The following is a 17,964-nucleotide window of genomic DNA, read 5'->3' as shown; positions in this document are numbered from 1 at the left end:
AATCATTGAGATTATCCACGCCGATGACTTCATCGCCCCGTTCCAGTAATTTGATGGCTACGTGATTGCCGATAAAGCCTGCGGTGCCGGTGACTAATACTTTCATCGGTTAGAGCCTGTCATCAGTTTGGTTAGCTGGGAAAAGATATTTAAGATCATATATCACAGAATCCGGCTTGGTGTAACTTTTGATCTGCTCAATGGGCATTTGCCTGAATTGCTCATGTGCGACAGCCAGAATAACTGCGTCATATTTTTGGGCTTCAGGTTTTTCAATCACGGCGATGCCGTATTCATGCATGGCTTCTTCCGGACTGACCCAAGGATCGTAGACATGGGCATTGACTTCATACTCCCGCAGTTCCTTGATGATATCCACCACTCGGGTATTGCGCAGATCGGGACAGTTTTCCTTAAACGTCAACCCCATGATCAAAACGTCAGCCTGTTGAATATGGATGCGCTTTTTCAACAGGTTTTTGATGAGCTGTGATACCACATATTCGCCCATACGGTCATTGATGCGCCGCCCTGACAAGATAACTTCAGGATTATAGCCGACGGCCTGAGCTTTATGGGTGAGGTAGTAAGGATCCACACCAATGCAGTGCCCGCCTACCAATCCAGGCCTGAACGGCAGGAAATTCCACTTGGTTCCGGCAGCCAGCAAAACTTCTTCAGTATCAATATCCAGACGGTTGAACAGGAGGGCCAGTTCATTGATCAAGGCGATATTGACATCGCGCTGAGTGTTTTCGATGACCTTGGCCGCTTCGGCCACTTTAATGCTGCTGGCTTTATGCGTCCCGGCGGTAATGATACTTTTATAGAGACTGTCCACATAGTCCGCGATTTGCTCGGTAGACCCTGAAGTCACTTTGAGGATATTGGTGACGCGGTGTTCTTTATCGCCCGGATTGATACGCTCCGGGCTGTAACCGGCATAAAATTGCTCGTTGAATTTCAGGCCTGAGTGATGCTCTAGAAGCGGCACACACACTTCTTCGGTAGCGCCGGGATAGACGGTTGATTCATAAACAACCACGTCACCGGGCTTAAGAATTGATCCAACAGCTTCACTGGCTTTAATCAACGGCGTCAAATCCGGCTGTTTGTGCTCATTGATGGGCGTAGGCACAGTAACAATGTAAACATTGCAGTTTTTAATGTCTTTTAATGAGGCGGTATAGCTTAAAAGCGCTGCCTGGCCGAGTTCTTCACTGCTGACTTCCAGCGTTAAATCCCGACCTGACTGCAATTCCTGTATGCGCTTTTGGTTTATATCAAATCCGATGGTCGGATACTTTTTGCCGAATTCTACAGCAAGCGGCAATCCTACATAGCCTAATCCAACTATTGCTATTTTTGTTTGTTCTAGTGTTTTCAAAATATATCTCCTAAATATCATGAATAATGAATAAGCTAACCATCTGGCCTGGTTAAACAACACAAGCCGCCTTCCCAAACATTCCAATATGTCCTAGAAAGCTGATATTTTCTGTATCCGAAGGACCATTCTCGATTAAAAGCTACTGTTTTCTTCAGCCTTTTGATAAACTGACTTACAACTGCACGCCCAATGAAAAATATACGCTGTTAACAGCGTAGTCAGCATTGCTCACGTTGGCTGTTGATCTGGTTCTAAAGTTGTAGCCGCTTGTAAGGAAAAAATTGCGGTTGAGCAGATATTTTGCCGATACCCCGATATAATAAATATCTTCCTGGCGCTCTTGCCCGCCTCTGTAATCATTGTAGATGTAGCCGGCACTGACATTTAGCAATACGTTGCGCAGTAATTCATGATCGACACTTACCGTTGATGCAGTGCTGAAAAAGCCGGATGAGAACCCTTGAGTCGTCTCGTTAATGGTTCTATCAATCCGGGCAGCGATTGCGGTCAGCCCCGTCGGCATCCATTTCAAGCCAAAACCGCCTGTTATGTCGCTGATTGTTTGTAATTGGACATCATCATATTTTTGGGTTGCATACCCAATATAAGCATCGCCCACTAATTTTCCGGTAAAATCCAGGGCGACACCGGCAACCGCTTCGTAGCCATCTGACGAACGTTGAAGACCATAATCATCAAATTTTTGATCGTAATCGATAAAGTTATAACTGCCTCTGACAAACGCTTCATAGCCCGGCATGAACTCGTAGCCAATACGCCCGGTCGACGTATTTTTCTGACGATCACGGTCATCATTATTAATAAAAGTGCTGTTGCGGCTTATGCTATTTTCGTAATCCAGATGTTGAGTATCATTTAGAACATTCAATCGAATGCGATTGATATTATGCTCATAACCGATCGCTCCCCCGGTTGTATCGTACTGAACAGGCTGTAGAGCACTACTGGGCGAGTCGGGTGAACCTCTGTCTTCGTATTGATGGGCATGATAGAACTTTGCCGTAGCAAAGCTATCCTGCACCACATCCAGCCTACCATTCAAATCGAAAGTATAATTTTCTTTATCCTCGGTATTGTGCGAGGCATAAAGCTGCACATCCGTGCTGACATTGGCTTCTAATGCATGGCGGTTCCAATTGCTTCTTGCATTGACTCCTGGCTGCAAGTGAAAAATAAAATCATCTCGCGTGTTATTTTGCTGAGAATAAATATTGTCCTTGTATTCATTCTGGTTTTCAAAAAAGGGATGAATCATGAAACTGCCGGCTCTGATTCCTACCGGACTATAATCTCTATTTGTCCGTTCCTTGACACCCCCTCCTCTTTCCATGTCCGCGCCCCATACAGCTGCCGAACAAATTAGAGCCAACGGCGAAATAACATGCTTAATAATTCTTATTTTTTGATTACCGGTCATGCAAAAATCTAACAACATTGCTAAGGCGCTTTTTGCACCTCTTGTAAAAAGGGCTTTAGCCACGGCAATCGCGACTAAAGCCCCATCAAAAGATGCTCATCATTTTTAAGCCGGAGGGCTCTTAATGATGCACGTATCTTTATTAATCACCTATAAAAATGCCAACTGCTCAATCAGCTAGGTGATACTGGGTTACCGCCATTGCTGAGCGCAATTTCAAGCTCGTTTAAAGCATTTGCGCCTTCTTCTCGAGTGATATCACCTTCACGCACAGCTTCCCGAATTTCTTTTTTGAATTCCTTAACGGCTTTTGCGGTCTCTTTCGCTGGAACTTTGCCATAGTTAGCGATAATTTCCTCAATGGCTTTCGCTATCGCTTCCGCATCATTTAGGTCATCATCCTCTTTTTTCACATGGTCTTTCTCATGCTCTTTTTTCACATGCTCTTTAGCATCATCTTTGCCTTTATCATCCGCATAACCTAAAGGAGCAAATGCGGCCAAAGCCAGCACTAATAATAATTTTTTCATTTAAATATACCTATATTCAGTAAAATCGATAAACAAAATAGCCTAGATAATATGAAATATAGAAAACCATCAATAACATTTATAGATATACTTTATATTAATAAAAACATTATTAATGATAATTTATTCACAATTTCATATATCTAATGTGGCAAGTTAATATTAACTTGTTTTTCTGATGTAACCGGTCTTAATAAAATCATAATCATACTAAAAATACATACCTGATTTTACTAGAGACTTAAAACCTGCGAGCAGTATAACGGATGCCATGAAAATAAAGGTGACTCTCATCACAAAGTTTGTAAATTGTGAGTTTAAATAAAAGAAAATATAATAAACTTAATTATGATTTCAATAACATGTTAAGTACATCACAAAAAATTGATATGCATTACGGTTCCCGTTTTAATAATATATAGGACAAATAAAAAATGGGAGTTGACCAGTAGAATTGCTCGAAACTCATCAAGAATGGCTTCAGCGCCACGTTAGAGACCATACACTTCAAACAGGGCCGGACAGCAGTTATTGTCTTGATCTAACAGGCAAGAATTGACGGAGCTAAATATTCCATGCCGGTAGAGCGAGCTTGAATCATAACCATCAAGCTGTCCCGCATAAATAAAAACGGAGCCATGGTTGAATGCTATCAGCATTAGATTGACGTTAGCTCAGCCATGCATGACAAGACATTGGCAGAGCGTAATTTGTTTGCGCTGCTTCGGCTTATTAAACATATTGATGAAGTAAAAATACAAAACATTAATTGAGTAATGCCCATTCAGGCAATCAAAAGTACAACATAACTAAAGCCATTGATAAAACCGGCATTGTCTTTTCGGAAAAATAATACATGCTGACTTACTGCTAGGAATTCAGTATGGCCATTTATATATTATTGCAAGACTATGGTTTTTATGGCTTGGAGCCATCAAAAACAATGAATATTTATAATCTGATTTACCCGTATATAGCCTCCTCTCCCGGCATTACGAATCAAAGAATAAAATTAACTTAAATAAAAGGTATTTTAAGTGAAAAAAAATCTTATCTTCATGCATCTATTAAGCATAATTTCCCTTGTTTTTTTTGTCGTATTTAACCTACATGCTGAAGATCAAAAAGATCAACAATATCGTTTGGGCAGCGGCGATAAATTGAAAATCACCGTCTTCAATCATGATGACTTAACCGGCGAATATACTGTTGATGGCGCCGGCAATGTTTCAGTACCGCTCATAGGCACCGTTACTGCAAAAGATCTCAGTCTCCAGGAATTTGAAGAGTTATTAAGATCCAAGCTGAGCCCTGACTATATCCTGAATCCTAAATTCAGCATTCAGATGCTCAATTACAGACCTTTCTATATTTTAGGCGAGGTGGAAAAACCTGACTCCTACCCTTACGTAAGCGGGATGACTTATTTAACGGCTGTCGCTATTGCCGGCGGATTTACCTACCGCGCCAAACAAGACCATGTTTTTGTGATCCATGCGAACGATGCAACGCAAAAAGAAGTACGAGCCAATATGGATATGCCGGTTATGCCAGGCGACATCATCAGAGTTGATGAACGGATGTTTTAATGCTCCGCTGAAAGTGTTCCGGCTGCAGTTTCGCAGCAAAGCCACTTCCTAATAAAGCTATTACCTTTAATTTTATAAGCTCTCAAGGACTTACCTCATGCAGCCAAGCAAACCTCCATTTGCGACAATGGACAATAACACTGCGTTTCAAGATGAAGAAAACCTATCAATAAGCCATATACTGCATGTTTTCTGGCTGCGCCGTCAGCTGTTCATCGCGGTTTTCGTGTCTGTTTTTATTGTCGGAGCCATTGTGTTGTTTCAAATAACTCCGAAATATACGGCCGAAGCCAAAATTCTGGTGGGCGCGGCAAAAGCGCAAGTGGTCGATGTCAAAGCCGTATTAAGCGGCGATATGAGCACTGATGATGCAGTAAAGAGTGAAGTAGAAGTTTTAACGTCAAGAAGTCTGGCGAAAAAGGTTATCACTAAACTCAACTTGTTAGAGCGTGCCGAGTTTAATCCGGGACTTAAGGAAAAAAGCTTTTTATCAAATTTAAATCCTGTCAACTGGCTTCCTGATGACTTCAAAGAAGCGCTGGGCATGCATTCCGTGCCATTAACCGAAGAAGAAGCCGAAGAGCGGCGCTTGGCGAAAGCGACGGATATTTATCTGGAAAAATTGACGGCGACACCGGTCAGAGGCTCTCAGGTTATTCTCATCACTTTTAAGTCTACCGATCCCAAATTGGCTGCAAAAATAGCCAATACCCATGCCGATATTTATATCGTCGACCAACTGGAAGCCAAATTTGAAGCCACCGAGAAAGCCACGACCTGGCTTAACGACCAGTTGACTGAGTTACGTGTCAAAGTTGCCGACTCTGAAAAGGCGGTGGAAACTTATCGCAGCACCCATAATTTATCCAGAGGCGCCCAGGGAGAAGGTCTGCTTCAAGGACAATTATCCGAGATAAACAGCCAATTGATCATCGCTAAAGCGGCGCGCGCTGAAGCCAGCGCCCGATTGAACCAGGTAGAAAACTTATTGAAAAACGGCGGGGACATTGAAACCGCTCATGAAGTGTTATCCTCCAATTTGATCCAAAGTTTGCGCCAACAGGAAGCCGAACTTAAACGAAAAGTGTCCGAAATGTCCGTTGAATTCGGCCCTAAACACCCGCAAATGATTCGGATTCAGGCCGAAATCGCGGATCTGCAGGCCAACATCCAGACTGAGATAAAAAAAATAGCCGCCGGCCTTAGAAATGAGCTCAATATAGCCAGCAGCCGTGAGCAAAGCCTGCAGAGCAGCTTGAACTCGATCGAATTCAAATCCGGCAGCAGCCAAAAGGATGAAGTCGCACTAAGAGCTTTGGAACGCGAGGCCAACGCCAATCGGATATTATTTGAAACCTTTTTAAACCGCTTCAAAGAAACCTCCACTACGCAAGGCATGGCTGAAGCCGATGCGCGGGTTATTTCAGCAGCCGAAATCCCGCAACAAGCCTCTTCCCCGAAGAAACTCCTGATACTTGTAGTCATCTTTGCCATGGCAGGCGTCATCAGCTCAGCCGTCATTTTCATGCTAGAAATGCTTAATCCGGGACTAAGGTCTCCGGAAGAGGTCGAATCGCACTTGGGCATGCCCACCATTGGTTTGATCCCTATGATGAATGAACAGGATGCCATTGAGCATATTCTGACAAAACCGCATTCAAGCCTTGCTGAAGCCATCAATTCCTTGCGGGTATCCATAAAATTATCCTCTCCTGATAAAGAGGTTAAATCGGTGATGATCACCTCCTCTGTCCCCTCGGAAGGAAAAAGCACCTTGGCGTTATGTCTTGCTCGAGGGGCGGCTCAATCGGGGCAGAGAGTCATCATTATCGACGCCGACTTAAGACGGCCCACAATCGAGCAAAAGCTCGGCTTGCTGACTAAATCCAAGGGCCTGACCGATTTGCTTGTATCTGACGGGAAAAATATAGTTGATTTTATGTTTAAAGACGAAAAATCGAATCTCTACATAATGCCCAAAGGTCATGCCGACTATGTCAATTCGACTGAACTTTTCAACTCGAACCGAATGAAAAAATTCATCAGCGTCATGGAGGAAAAATTCGATTTGGTTATTTTTGATATGCCTCCGGTTATGGCCGTTGCCGATGCGCGTATTCTGGCCTCGCTCATGGATAAAACCATTTATGTAGTCAACTGGGATAAGACGCCGCGCAAAGTCATTAAAGCCGGATTGCAGCAGATGTTCAGCGCCAATGCCAATATTGCCGGCATTGCTTTACAGCAGGTGAACTTAAAACAATATGGCGGTTTTTCTTACAACAATTCCGGGCATTTTTATCATTACGGCAAGTATGGACAGTATTATTCCAACTGATGATCGATAACCCGGCTTTACAAAGATCGACGATAAATTTGAGACAGCTGAACCTGGCGCAGGATGGCTTAACCGCAACCTTATAAAGCCCCTGCAAGCTTATTGATCACTTCCGGCAAATTTCCATGATAAGCTTCAAATATTTTCTTTCATTTCTCATTTTATGCCTCGGCATGGCCTTAGGTTCTGTTGCATGGCCCAGGTTTAAAGCGGCGCTCAACCATATACCGGTTGAAACCGGGATTGACAAGATTGCCCGGCACCGCCCTCTGCCCGAAGCCGAAGCATCCCGACTAATCGAAACGGCAAAGAAAAGCATTGCGCTGTTTGACCATCCTGACTATTGGCAGGACTTAAGTGAACTTTTTCACTATCAGGCCCAAAAACAAGGCTTTTACAGCGACGCCGGCCAGGCCTTACTGAAACAGTCGGCTGACAGCGCCCGCCAATCCTTGCATCGCTCGCCTGCCAATCCAAAGTTATGGTATAAACTGGCAGCTATGGATGTTTTATTGCACGAGCAACCTGATACAATTCAAAAGAAATTATTGATGTCCATCAGGACCGGCCCGCATGAGACGGCTGTTTTGACCCCGCGCCTCCGGCTTTGCTTATCGGTGCTGCCTGCATTTGCACAGAATGATAGGGATGTGTTACGCAGCCAACTGGTGGATGCCTGGAATCTGTCTCATAAACGATTCATAAAAGCCTTTGACAGTGCGCTATACATGGATACCATTAGCGCTTTGTTAACCAATAGTCATCCACTTGTTCTTAAAGAGATGGTCGCAGAATTTGAAACAACTCATTAATCGATTCTTAAAAACAAAACCCTACCCGACGCCTGCTTTACCCGACAACACCCGCGTTTATTGTATCGGCGACATTCATGGCCGCCATGACCTGCTGGTTAAACTGCTGAGTCAAATCAAACGGGATGCAGCCGGTTTTTCCGGCCGCGTGCTCATGATTTACCTGGGCGACTATATCGACAGAGGCATGCAATCCCGGGAAGTCATCGAGGAATTGTTGCAGAATGTGCAGCCGGGTATTGAATATGTCTATTTGCGCGGCAATCACGAACAGACTATGCTCGATTTCCTGCGTGAAGAATCCGTAGGCCGTTCGTGGTTTACTTATGGCGGCCAAGCGACATTAGCAAGTTATAATGCCTGTGACGCTAAAATACCGACCAAACGTGAAGACTTTATAACCATACAACAGCGGTTGCTAAAAAATCTGCCGCGCTCGCATTTTCAGTTCCTGAATAACACTTTGTTTTATTATTCATTGGGCTCTTATTTTTTTGTGCATGCCGGTATCAATCCTGACCTTTCATTATCCCGGCAAAAGCCGGAGAACATGCTATGGATACGCAATGAATTTGTCAGTGAAAAGAAACCCTATGAAAAAATTATTGTTCATGGCCATACCATAACTGATGAGCCTGAGCTGCTGCCTAATCGTATAGGCATCGACACCGGGGCTTATGCATCGGGCATCCTGACATGTCTGGTATTGCAGGGAGACCAGCAAAGAATCATCCAGACCCAATCTGCAAACAGCCCGCCTCGTTCACTCGCAGCCAAGGCTTAAGCCATATACTGCAACAATCCTTCTTTTTTTAAACCGAACAAAATTTTAAAAAATGGACGTAATCCAACGTATAGCCGAAGAATTATCCGTCAACAGCCGACAAGTCAGCGCTGCCGTAGCATTACTGGATGAAGGCGCGACCGTGCCGTTTATCGCCCGGTATCGTAAGGAAGCAACCGGCGGTCTCGATGACAGCCAGCTAAGATTGCTGGAAGAGCGTTTGACTTATCTGCGCGAGCTGAACGAACGCCGCAAAAGCATACTGGAAAGCATCAGTTCCCAGGGCAAGCTGACGCCGGAACTGGAAAAAGCCATTCGCGAGGCCGATACCAAAACCCTGCTCGAAGATTTGTACCTGCCCTATAAGCCCAAACGACGCACGAAAGCGCAGATTGCGCGTGAAGCGGGGCTCGAACCCTTGGCCGATGCCTTGCTCGATGACCGTAGCCTGATTCCGGAACAGATCGCGGCCGGCTATATCGATGCCGACAAAGGCGTGCCGGACATCGCCGCCGCGCTCGAAGGCGCGCGCCAGATCATCATGGAGCGCATTTCCGAAGATGCCGAGCTGCTGGCCGAACTGCGCGAACGCACCTGGCAAAAAGGCATCCTGCATGCCACCGTCGCCAAAGATAAAGAACAGGAAGCGGCCAAATTCCAGGACTATTTCGATTACCAGGAAGCTATCAACAAGATCCCTTCGCATCGCGCACTGGCATTGTTCCGCGGCCGCAATGAAGACCTGCTGAACATTGCGCTCAAACCCGGCGCTGAAGAAAAAGAAGAACATGACCTGTGCGCGCAGTTGGTAGCCCGTCATCTGCATATTACCGACGCCGCCAGGCCGGCGGATGCCTGGCTGGCCGAAACGGCCCGCCTGGCCTGGAAAATCAAACTGTTCACGCGCATCGACCTGGATCTGAAGCTGAGATTGCGCGAAGCGGCTGAACTCGAGGCCATCCGCGTCTTCGCGAGCAACTTAAGAGACCTGCTGCTGGCCGCGCCAGCAGGCCCTAAAGCCACGATGGGGCTGGACCCGGGCATTCGTACCGGCGTCAAAGTCGCGATCGTCGACCCGACCGGCAAACTGCTGGCAACCGATACGATCTATCCGCATGCGCCGCGCAATCAATGGGATGCCTCGATAGCAACGCTGGCCCGGCTGATTGCACAGTACCAAGTCGATTTGGTCAGCATCGGCAACGGCACCGGCTCGCGCGAAACCGACCAGCTCGTTGCCGACGTGATCAAGCGCCACAGCGAGCTTAAATTCACCAAGCTGACCGTATCGGAAGCCGGCGCCTCGGTTTACTCGGCTTCGGAGCTGGCCGCCAGAGAATTCCCCGAACTCGATGTATCCCTGCGCGGCGCCGTGTCGATCGCACGGCGCCTGCAGGACCCGCTGGCCGAACTGGTCAAGATCGACCCGAAATCGATCGGCGTCGGCCAGTACCAGCATGACGTCAATCAGGTGCAACTGGCGCGCAGCCTCGATGCCGTCGTCGAGGATTGCGTGAACGCGGTCGGCGTCGACGTCAACACCGCGTCGGTGGCCTTGCTGAAGCAGGTCTCGGGGCTGTCGGCCAGCGTCAGCGAAAATATTGTCGCGTTCCGCAATGAGCACGGCCCGTTCCGCAACCGCGAGCAACTGAAAAAAGTGCCGCGGCTCGGCGACAAGGCCTATGAACAGGCGGCGGGCTTTTTGCGCGTCATGAACGGCGACAATCCGCTCGATGCCTCGGCGGTGCACCCCGAAGCCTATCCGGTCGTCGAAGCGATTATCGAAAGCACCGGCAAATCGATACGCGACCTGATCGGCCAGAGCAGTTTTCTGCGCACGCTGAACCCGGCCAATTATACCGATGAACACTTCGGCCTGCCTACCGTGACCGATATCCTGCAGGAGCTCGAAAAGCCGGGCCGCGACCCGCGCCCTGAGTTCAAAAGCGTGCAGTTCAAGGAAGGCGTCGAGAAAATCACCGACCTCAAGCCGGGCATGACGTTGGACGGCGTGGTCACCAATGTCGCCAACTTCGGCGCGTTCGTCGACATCGGCGTGCACCAGGATGGCCTGGTGCATATTTCGCATTTGTCGGACACATTTATCAAAGATCCTCGGGACGTGGTAAAAACCGGCGATATGGTCAAAGTCAAAGTGTTGGAAGTTGATGTCGAGCGCAAGCGCATATCGCTGACCATGAAAAAAGAATCGACGGAAGCCACGCCCAGGCCCGAACGATCTTCTGCAAAAACAGATAAAAAGCCCAGGCAGAAAGGCCCTGAACCTCAAAAAATTCAAGGTTCGATGGCTAATGCTTTTGCGAAGGCGTTCAAAAAATAATTTAAAAAAGCTCTGCTATACTTGAGTAAGTTATTAAACCAATGCGCAGGACTTGACATGACTAGAATCGACCGCTTTTTTGCCCCACTATTATTAACAGGTCTGCTGACGGCCTATACCCCTCTAACCCAGGCCGACATGCAGCAACAAGGTTATGGTGATACGTCTTATACAGCCGCTCCGCTGATTGACAAATCGCAGCAACCGACGACCTACGGTGGCAAAGTCGGCAGAAAAGCGTCGTCCGCGTTTGCCAACCTGACGACGGGCTGGCTGGAAATTCCCAAGAATATGATCAATACGACCAATCAGAGCAACGTCTTCTATGGCATAGTCGGCGGACTCTTCAAAGGCGTAGTCAACATGGCCGGGCGTCTGGGCGTCGGCGTTGCCGATCTGATCACGATTCCGATTCCTACCAAACCGATCGCTTATCCGGTCTATATCTGGGAAGATTTTGATGTCGATACCAGTTATGGCGACGTGTTCCGCCTGGATACGACTGAAGCGCCTCCTGCCAAGCCCATCGCCGTTGCAGAGCCAGCAGCGCCGGTTGTCGCACCGCCCAGCGCACCGGCTCCTGCTTATGAATACAACAAAGAGACCAACAAAACATTGGACAACTATTTCAAAAAGGAAATGATGAAATAATCCGTATTTCTTCAATCCCATTAAATGAGCCCGGTCGGACCATCCTGCCGGGCTTTTTCATTTAAGCAGGTGCATCGCGCTCAACATTGAAAATCTGGAAATCGGCCCCAGTATAGTTGGAAACTCAGGGTGCTTAACCCTGTCACAGAAACAGTCCATACGCTGTTTTACAGATGTCATGACTGTAGTGGATAATGAAGATCAAATTAACATTAATGGGAGTTGAGGTCGATGCCCATAGTATTACGCAGATTGCTCGGTTTTATCGTATTGGTTGCCACGATTGGCCTGGCAACCTGCCAGTCTCTGGTAAAGGCCGAGCCTTTAACTTCCAGCGCTCCTGTTGAAGCTTCTTTGACCAGCCGCACGCAGGCCCGGTAATGGATCAATTAAGAAAACCCAAACGGTTTGTCGCCGATACGCTGCACCGTTATTCCCCGCGCGGATTGCTGCTCTATTTTCTGCCGATGGCGCTGATTCCGGCGACGTTTATCGCACTGGGGAAAGGCTATCTGTTGGGTGTTATTGTCAACGCTGTCGGTTTTGCGCTTTATATGCTGGCCGCCTGGTACTTGCGCAAGGGCCTGCAGGCCGAGCATGTGTATGAAAAAAGCCGCATCGCCCGCCCGCCCAAGCCGCTGAAAATGACAGCGGCGATCATAGCGGCACTGACCACCGGCATGATTGCCTGGCTGGGCGCAGGACGCCCGCTGCCGATAGCGCTCCTGTTTGCCGGCGGCGCCTTCCTGGGCATGTATCTGAGCTACGGCTTCGATCCGCGTAAAGAGAAGAATATAGTTGCCGCGCATGGCTATTCCCGGGATGAAATCCTGCAGACGCTCGAGGATTCGTCGCGCATCATCCGTGGCATAGAACAGGCCAACAACCGGATTCGCAATGCCGAACTCAACCGGCGCATCGAACGCATCTGCGAAATTGCCGACAGCATCCTGGCCGAAATCGAGACTGATCCGCGCGATATCCGCCGCGCGCGCAAATTCCTCAATGTCTATCTGGACGGCGCCCGACAGGTGACGGAAGGCTATGCCAAAACCCATCAGCAGACCCAATCAGAGGAACTGGAACAGAACTTCCGCAATGTGCTGGAAACGATCGAATCGGCATTTCAGGAACAGCATCAAAAGTTATTGGAAGAGGATGTTTTTGATCTGGATGTAAAAATTGAAGTTTTGGCTACACAGCTCAAACGAGAAGGCATCCTTTAACGCCATCACACCCTAGAGGATTTAATCATGACTGAACAGCAGGCATCCACGACAACTCAAGCAGCGACCGACACGGCCGACAGCTCCGCATCCAGGGAGATTGTCCCTGGCGTAAAAGCTGAAATGGTCCCGCTTGCCGAGGCGCCGGTGGAAAAGCAGCAACAGATCCAGAAACTGCTGAGCGAAATCGATATCAGCAATACCCAATCGATCATTTTTTTCGGCAGCAAGGCGCAGGAACAGTTGACCACGATTTCCGACCGCATGCTGGACGGCGTCAAGAACAAGGAAATAGGGCCTGCCGGCAATGACCTGAACGAAATGGTGGCGACGATACGCGGTTTCGAGGTCGATGATCTGGACCCGAACAAGAAACAGGGCTTTTTCGACCGGTTGATGGGCAAGGCCAAGCCGGTCGTCAAATTCCTGCAGCAATACGAAGAAGTACGCAAGCAGATCGATAGCATCACCGACAAGCTGGAGCGGCACAAGACCAATCTGCTGACCGACATCATTTCACTGGACAAGCTCTATCAGGCCAACCTCGACTATTTTCATACGCTTGAAGACTATATCGCCGCCGGCGAAGAGAAGCTGCGCCAACTGGACGAAGTCATCATTCCGGAGCAGACCAAGAAAGCCGAAACCACGGCCGAAGTCCTCGCCGCACAAAACCTGCGCGACCTGCGCGCGGCCCGCGATGATCTGGAGCGGCGCGTGCACGACCTGCGCCTGACCCGGCAGGTCTCGATGCAAAGCCTGCCCAGCATCCGGCTCGTGCAGGAAAACGACAAAGGCTTGGTCAACAAGATCAATTCGACCATCGTCAACACCGTGCCGCTGTGGCGTCAGCAACTGGCGACGGCCGTGACCGTTTACCGTTCCTCACAGGCGGCCGAGACGGTCAAGGCCGCGACCGATCTGACCAACGAACTGCTGGCCGCAAACGCCGAAGCCCTGAAACAGGCCAATGCCGAAACCCGCAAGCAACTGGAACGCGGCGTGTTCGACATCGAAACGGTCAAAAAAGCCAACGAAACCCTGATCGCGACGATAGAGGAAAGCCTGCAGATCGCCGACCAGGGCAAGAAGATGCGCAGCGAAGCGGTCGTGCAACTGGAGCAATGCGAAACAGAACTGCGCAAAACGCTGGCCTCGGCGCATGCCAAGGCGGCCGGTTAAATACCGTTTTTTACCACGAAGAGCACAAAGATTTATGTTCAGGACTTACGCAAGCCTGTGGGGGCGACTAAAGTCGCCCCCACAAGTTTTAAAACTACTTGTTTCGGCGGTTGAACAGGCAAACTGCGTAAGTCCTGATGTTGTTTCCTGTAGGCTGGGTTGGTAAATCCGGCATAGGCAACTTCGACATGCTGGGTTTACCAACCCAGCCTACAGCTTTAAATAAAGTCATTAATCAATAACAGGAGCAACGCAGTGGGTATTCTGGATAAGCTATTCGGCGAGTTTGTCGATGTCATCGAATGGACGGACGATTCCAGCGACACGATGGTCTACCGGTTCGAGCGCTACGGCCACGAAATCAAATACGGCGCCATGCTGACGGTGCGCGAATCGCAGACGGCGGTGCTGGTCAGCGAAGGCCGCGTGGCCGATTTTTACGAGCCGGGGCTCTATCAGCTCGAAACGCGCAACATGCCGATCCTGACCACGCTGGAAAGCTGGCCGCACGGTTTCTCCAGCCCGTTCAAGGCGGAAGTGTATTTCTTCAATATGCGCCGCTTTACCGACCTGAAGTGGGGCACCAAAAATCCGGTCATGCTGCGCGACAAGGAATTCGGGCCGCTGCGGCTTCGGGCGTTTGGCACCTATTCTGTCAGAATCAAGGAACCGCTCACGTTCATCAAGGAAATCGTCGGCACCGGCGGGCATTTCCAGACCGGCGACATCAGCGATCAGCTGCGCAACCTGATCGTCTCGCGTTTTGCCAGCATTATCGGCGAATCGGGCATCCCGATTCTGGACCTGGCCGCCAATTACGACGAATTAGGCAATTACATTACCCAAATGATCAGCCCGGAATTCTCCGCCTACGGGCTGGAAGTCCTGCAACTGCTGGTCGAAAACATCTCGCTGCCGCCGGAAGTGGAAGCGGCCATGGACAAACGCACCAGCATGGGCATTATCGGCGATCTGAGCCGCTACACGCATTATCAGGCCGCCGAAGCGATGGCCGCGGCGGCCCAGAATCCATCCGGCTCAGCCAACGAAGGCATCGGCATGGGCATGGGGTTTGCCGTGGCCAATCAAATGAACAAGGCCTTCTCGCAGCAGTCGCCGGCAACCCCGCCGCCCTTGCCTGGCTCGGTCGTTTATTACGCCGCTATAGACGGGCATCAACAGGGACCTTTCGAGCGCTCTGTGCTTGAGCAGAAAATCAACAGTGGCGAGATCAACCGTTCCACCCTGATCTGGCATGCCGGCCTCGCGGAATGGACGCCGGCCGAGCAGGTACCTGAGCTCGCTGGCGCCTTTGCAAGGGTGCCGCCACCACTGCCTAAATCATAATCAGTTCATCAGTGTTAAAAACCAAAACCTCATCCCGACAAACGCTGGGGCGCTTTCCGTGCGCGCAGTGCGGAGCCGTGCTCAAATACGCCCCTGGCACGACGCATTTGATCTGCGATTACTGCGGCTTTGAAAATCATATTGAATACCGCGCCGGCGTCATTGAAGAATACGACCTGCAGGAAGCCCTGAGGCGGCTGTCGGAACCTCGCACGGAGGCGGCGGCCAAGCCGCAGGTTCATTGCAACGAATGCGGCGCCAGTTTCCAGTTTGAGTCCAACATTCACGCCGGCGAATGCCCTTTCTGCGGCTCGCCGATCGTTACCGCCACCACGCAAAGCAAGCCCATACAGCCGAAATCGCTGCTGCCGTTCCGCATTAACGAATCCGAAGCGCGCCAGCGGTTCCGGCGCTGGATCGACGGCTTGTGGTTTGCACCCAACGCCGTCAAGAAATATGCGCGCAGCGAGTCCAAACTGACCGGCGTCTATCTGCCTTACTGGACGTTTGACAGTGACACGGAGACGGATTATGTCGGCGAACGCGGCGATGTCTATTATGTTGAAGAGCAGGTTCAGGTAACGCGCAATAACGAAGTCGTTACGGAAACCAGACGCGTGCCGAAAATTCACTGGACGCCGATCAGCGGCCATGTGAACCGGTTTTTCGATGACGTGCTGATCGGCGCCAGCAAGTCAATGCCGCGCAAGATTCTGGACGCCTTGCAACCTTGGGATCTGGAGCAATTGATCCCTTATGACGAAAACTATCTGAGCGGTTTCCGCAGCGAGTTTTATCAGGTCGATCTGAACGAGGGCTTCGACCATGCCAAGCAGGTCATGGACAATGTTATCTACCGCGACATCGCCTATGACATCGGCGGCGACCATCAACGGATTCATCAGGTTCGAACGCGTCATAGCGCCACAACCTACAAGCACTGCCTGTTGCCGGTCTGGTCCGCCGCGTTCCGCTACCGGAACAAATCCTACCGGTTCGTCATCAATGGCCGCACCGGCGAGGTTCAGGGAGAGCGCCCATACAGCTGGTGGAAAATCGGCTTTGCGGTACTGACCGCATTGTTGCTGGCAGCCGGAGCTTACTATTATCTGGAAAGCACGGGCGCTTTAAAGCACAGCCAGAGCGGCACTTATTACAGCGCGCCTTATTACCACAGCGACCATTATTAAATACACGTGCAACAGCTTATATTTTTGGCGGCATAAGGTTATTAATCAATAAATCTGACCTTGTTTAAAAGCTCCATTCATTTTTAAAGCCAGGCTATAGATTAGAAAACCCAACGAAAAAAACAGGTTAAATCCCTTATTATGGATAAGGCATTTAACCTGTTTTATTAATATTTCCCCGGCATATTTCAATATTGCATTTGTTTTATATCGTTTTATTTATTATGGTATAGAGCTTGCTTAATCTAGTAATGCGAATTATGCATTACTAAACTAATCAAATTCATCAGTCTATTCGGTTATGTAATGTATCCCTCGCACATTCATGGCAGTTCTACTAACAATAACGGATAGATTACGATGATACATTTTGCTTTATCTTCCCGATTAAAACTGAAGACCATGGTTTCCGCCGTTCCGCTCGTGCTATCGGCTTTGACTCCGTCTTTAACTTTTGCCGTCCCCGCCAATGACGCCGGCTTTCCGGCCAGGAACGCGGCCAAAGAGCAATTGGGCAAATTTCTGTTTTACGACAAGATTTTGTCAGGCAACAAAAATACCTCGTGCGCCACATGTCATCATCCCCTGGCTGCTACCGGAGACGGTCTGTCGTTAGGCGTGGGCGAGGGCGGCAAAGGGTTGGGCATCATGCGTGACACAGGAACCGGCAGTGACGCCATACACGAACGCGTGCCACGCAATGCACCATTCGTGTTTAACCTGGGCGCGAGTGAATTTGTCCGCATATTCCATGATGGGCGCGTTGAACAAGACAGCACTGCGCCAAGCGGCTTCAGAACGCCGGCAGGCGATGCATTCCTGCTGGGCGTGGACAATGCGCTTTCCGCACAGGCGGCTTTTCCTCCTACCTCCAATACGGAAATGGCCGGACAAGCCGGTGAAAATGAAGTGGCGGATGCGGCCGCCGCCGGCAATTTGCCTCTAGTGTGGCATCTTTTGACTCAGCGGGTCATGGCCATTGAGGAGTACCGCACTCTTTTTGCCCAGGCTTATCCTGGCCTGAAAGGAGCTATACTCATTTCTGGTGTATGACTTAGAGAAGGAAGCGGTGTAACCTGTTGGTAGATCTCGCCAGATCAACCATCAACATAAGGAAAACACCGCCATGACAGATAGTAATGTCAT

At 49.3% G+C, this 17,964-nt stretch carries 16 protein-coding genes; 12 read left to right on the top strand and 4 right to left on the bottom strand.

Translation table 11 applies throughout. The features are described from left to right. The 4 genes from V2P20_RS01105 to V2P20_RS01090 form a co-directional block, all read right to left on the bottom strand. Positions 1-106, bottom strand: a 106-nt coding sequence (locus tag V2P20_RS01105; RefSeq protein WP_331814725.1) for an NAD-dependent epimerase/dehydratase family protein, incomplete at its 3' end; no start/stop codon positions are given. A gap of 3 nt (positions 107-109) precedes the next feature. Continuing rightward, the gene (gene tviB, locus V2P20_RS01100; protein ID WP_331815137.1) at positions 110-1,387 is read right to left on the bottom strand and encodes a Vi polysaccharide biosynthesis UDP-N-acetylglucosamine C-6 dehydrogenase TviB; all 1,278 of its coding nucleotides are present in this window, start codon (positions 1,385-1,387) and stop codon (positions 110-112) included. A 175-nt stretch (positions 1,388-1,562) separates the two neighbouring features. Next, positions 1,563-2,891, bottom strand: a complete 1,329-nt coding sequence (locus V2P20_RS01095) for an outer membrane beta-barrel protein (RefSeq protein ID WP_331815134.1) — start codon at positions 2,889-2,891, stop codon at positions 1,563-1,565. A 110-nt stretch (positions 2,892-3,001) separates the two neighbouring features. After that, positions 3,002-3,358, bottom strand: coding sequence for a hypothetical protein (locus tag V2P20_RS01090; RefSeq protein ID WP_331815131.1), 357 nt, complete (start codon positions 3,356-3,358; stop codon positions 3,002-3,004). A gap of 1,037 nt (positions 3,359-4,395) precedes the next feature. On the opposite strand from V2P20_RS01090, the gene V2P20_RS01085 reads away from it, so the two are divergent. The 12 genes from V2P20_RS01085 to V2P20_RS01030 all read left to right on the top strand — a co-directional run bounded on the left by V2P20_RS01085 (position 4,396) and on the right by V2P20_RS01030 (position 17,871). Continuing rightward, on the top strand, positions 4,396-4,947 hold the full coding sequence (locus tag V2P20_RS01085; RefSeq protein ID WP_331815128.1) for a polysaccharide biosynthesis/export family protein: 552 nt from the start codon (positions 4,396-4,398) through the stop codon (positions 4,945-4,947). Positions 4,948-5,044: 97 nt separating this feature from the next. Continuing rightward, positions 5,045-7,285 (top strand): polysaccharide biosynthesis tyrosine autokinase, encoded by a 2,241-nt coding sequence (locus tag V2P20_RS01080; RefSeq protein WP_331815125.1) that lies wholly within the window; start codon positions 5,045-5,047, stop codon positions 7,283-7,285. A 125-nt stretch (positions 7,286-7,410) separates the two neighbouring features. After that, complete coding sequence (locus V2P20_RS01075) at positions 7,411-8,097, top strand: hypothetical protein (protein ID WP_331815122.1); 687 nt, start codon at positions 7,411-7,413, stop codon at positions 8,095-8,097. Next, positions 8,081-8,881: a metallophosphoesterase family protein gene (locus V2P20_RS01070; RefSeq protein WP_331815120.1), complete on the top strand. Its 801-nt coding sequence runs from the start codon at positions 8,081-8,083 to the stop codon at positions 8,879-8,881. Before V2P20_RS01075 ends, V2P20_RS01070 begins: the two co-directional genes overlap by 17 nt. A 52-nt stretch (positions 8,882-8,933) precedes the next feature. Continuing rightward, a complete protein-coding gene (locus tag V2P20_RS01065) occupies positions 8,934-11,222 on the top strand; it encodes a Tex family protein (RefSeq protein ID WP_331815118.1) in 2,289 nt (762 codons plus the stop codon). Between the two features lie 57 nt (positions 11,223-11,279). After that, positions 11,280-11,873 (top strand): exosortase system-associated protein, TIGR04073 family, encoded by a 594-nt coding sequence (locus V2P20_RS01060; protein ID WP_331815116.1) that lies wholly within the window; start codon positions 11,280-11,282, stop codon positions 11,871-11,873. A gap of 231 nt (positions 11,874-12,104) precedes the next feature. Further along, positions 12,105-12,254 carry a hypothetical protein gene (locus V2P20_RS01055; RefSeq protein ID WP_331815114.1) on the top strand — a complete coding sequence of 50 codons (150 nt, stop codon included), beginning with the start codon at positions 12,105-12,107 and terminating at the stop codon, positions 12,252-12,254. After that, on the top strand, positions 12,254-13,099 hold the full coding sequence (locus V2P20_RS01050; protein ID WP_331815112.1) for a 5-bromo-4-chloroindolyl phosphate hydrolysis family protein: 846 nt from the start codon (positions 12,254-12,256) through the stop codon (positions 13,097-13,099). The genes V2P20_RS01055 and V2P20_RS01050 overlap by 1 nt, the downstream gene beginning before the upstream one ends. A gap of 27 nt (positions 13,100-13,126) precedes the next feature. Further along, complete coding sequence (locus tag V2P20_RS01045; RefSeq protein ID WP_331815110.1) at positions 13,127-14,281, top strand: toxic anion resistance protein; 1,155 nt, start codon at positions 13,127-13,129, stop codon at positions 14,279-14,281. A gap of 255 nt (positions 14,282-14,536) precedes the next feature. Next, positions 14,537-15,628 carry an SPFH domain-containing protein gene (locus V2P20_RS01040; protein WP_331815108.1) on the top strand — a complete coding sequence of 364 codons (1,092 nt, stop codon included), beginning with the start codon at positions 14,537-14,539 and terminating at the stop codon, positions 15,626-15,628. Positions 15,629-15,639: 11 nt separating this feature from the next. Beyond that, a complete protein-coding gene (locus V2P20_RS01035; RefSeq protein WP_331815106.1) occupies positions 15,640-16,818 on the top strand; it encodes a primosomal protein N' (replication factor Y) - superfamily II helicase in 1,179 nt (392 codons plus the stop codon). 360 nt (positions 16,819-17,178) lie between these two features. Beyond that, a complete protein-coding gene (locus tag V2P20_RS01030; RefSeq protein ID WP_331815104.1) occupies positions 17,179-17,871 on the top strand; it encodes a cytochrome-c peroxidase in 693 nt (230 codons plus the stop codon). Positions 17,872-17,964: the final 93 nt, after the last annotated feature.

The organism is Methylobacter sp. Wu1 (assembly GCF_036553575.1).
GTDB lineage: Bacteria > Pseudomonadota > Gammaproteobacteria > Methylococcales > Methylomonadaceae > Methylobacter.
Note: the sequence above shows the minus strand (reverse complement) of the source record. Positions and strands in the feature narration are given on the sequence as shown.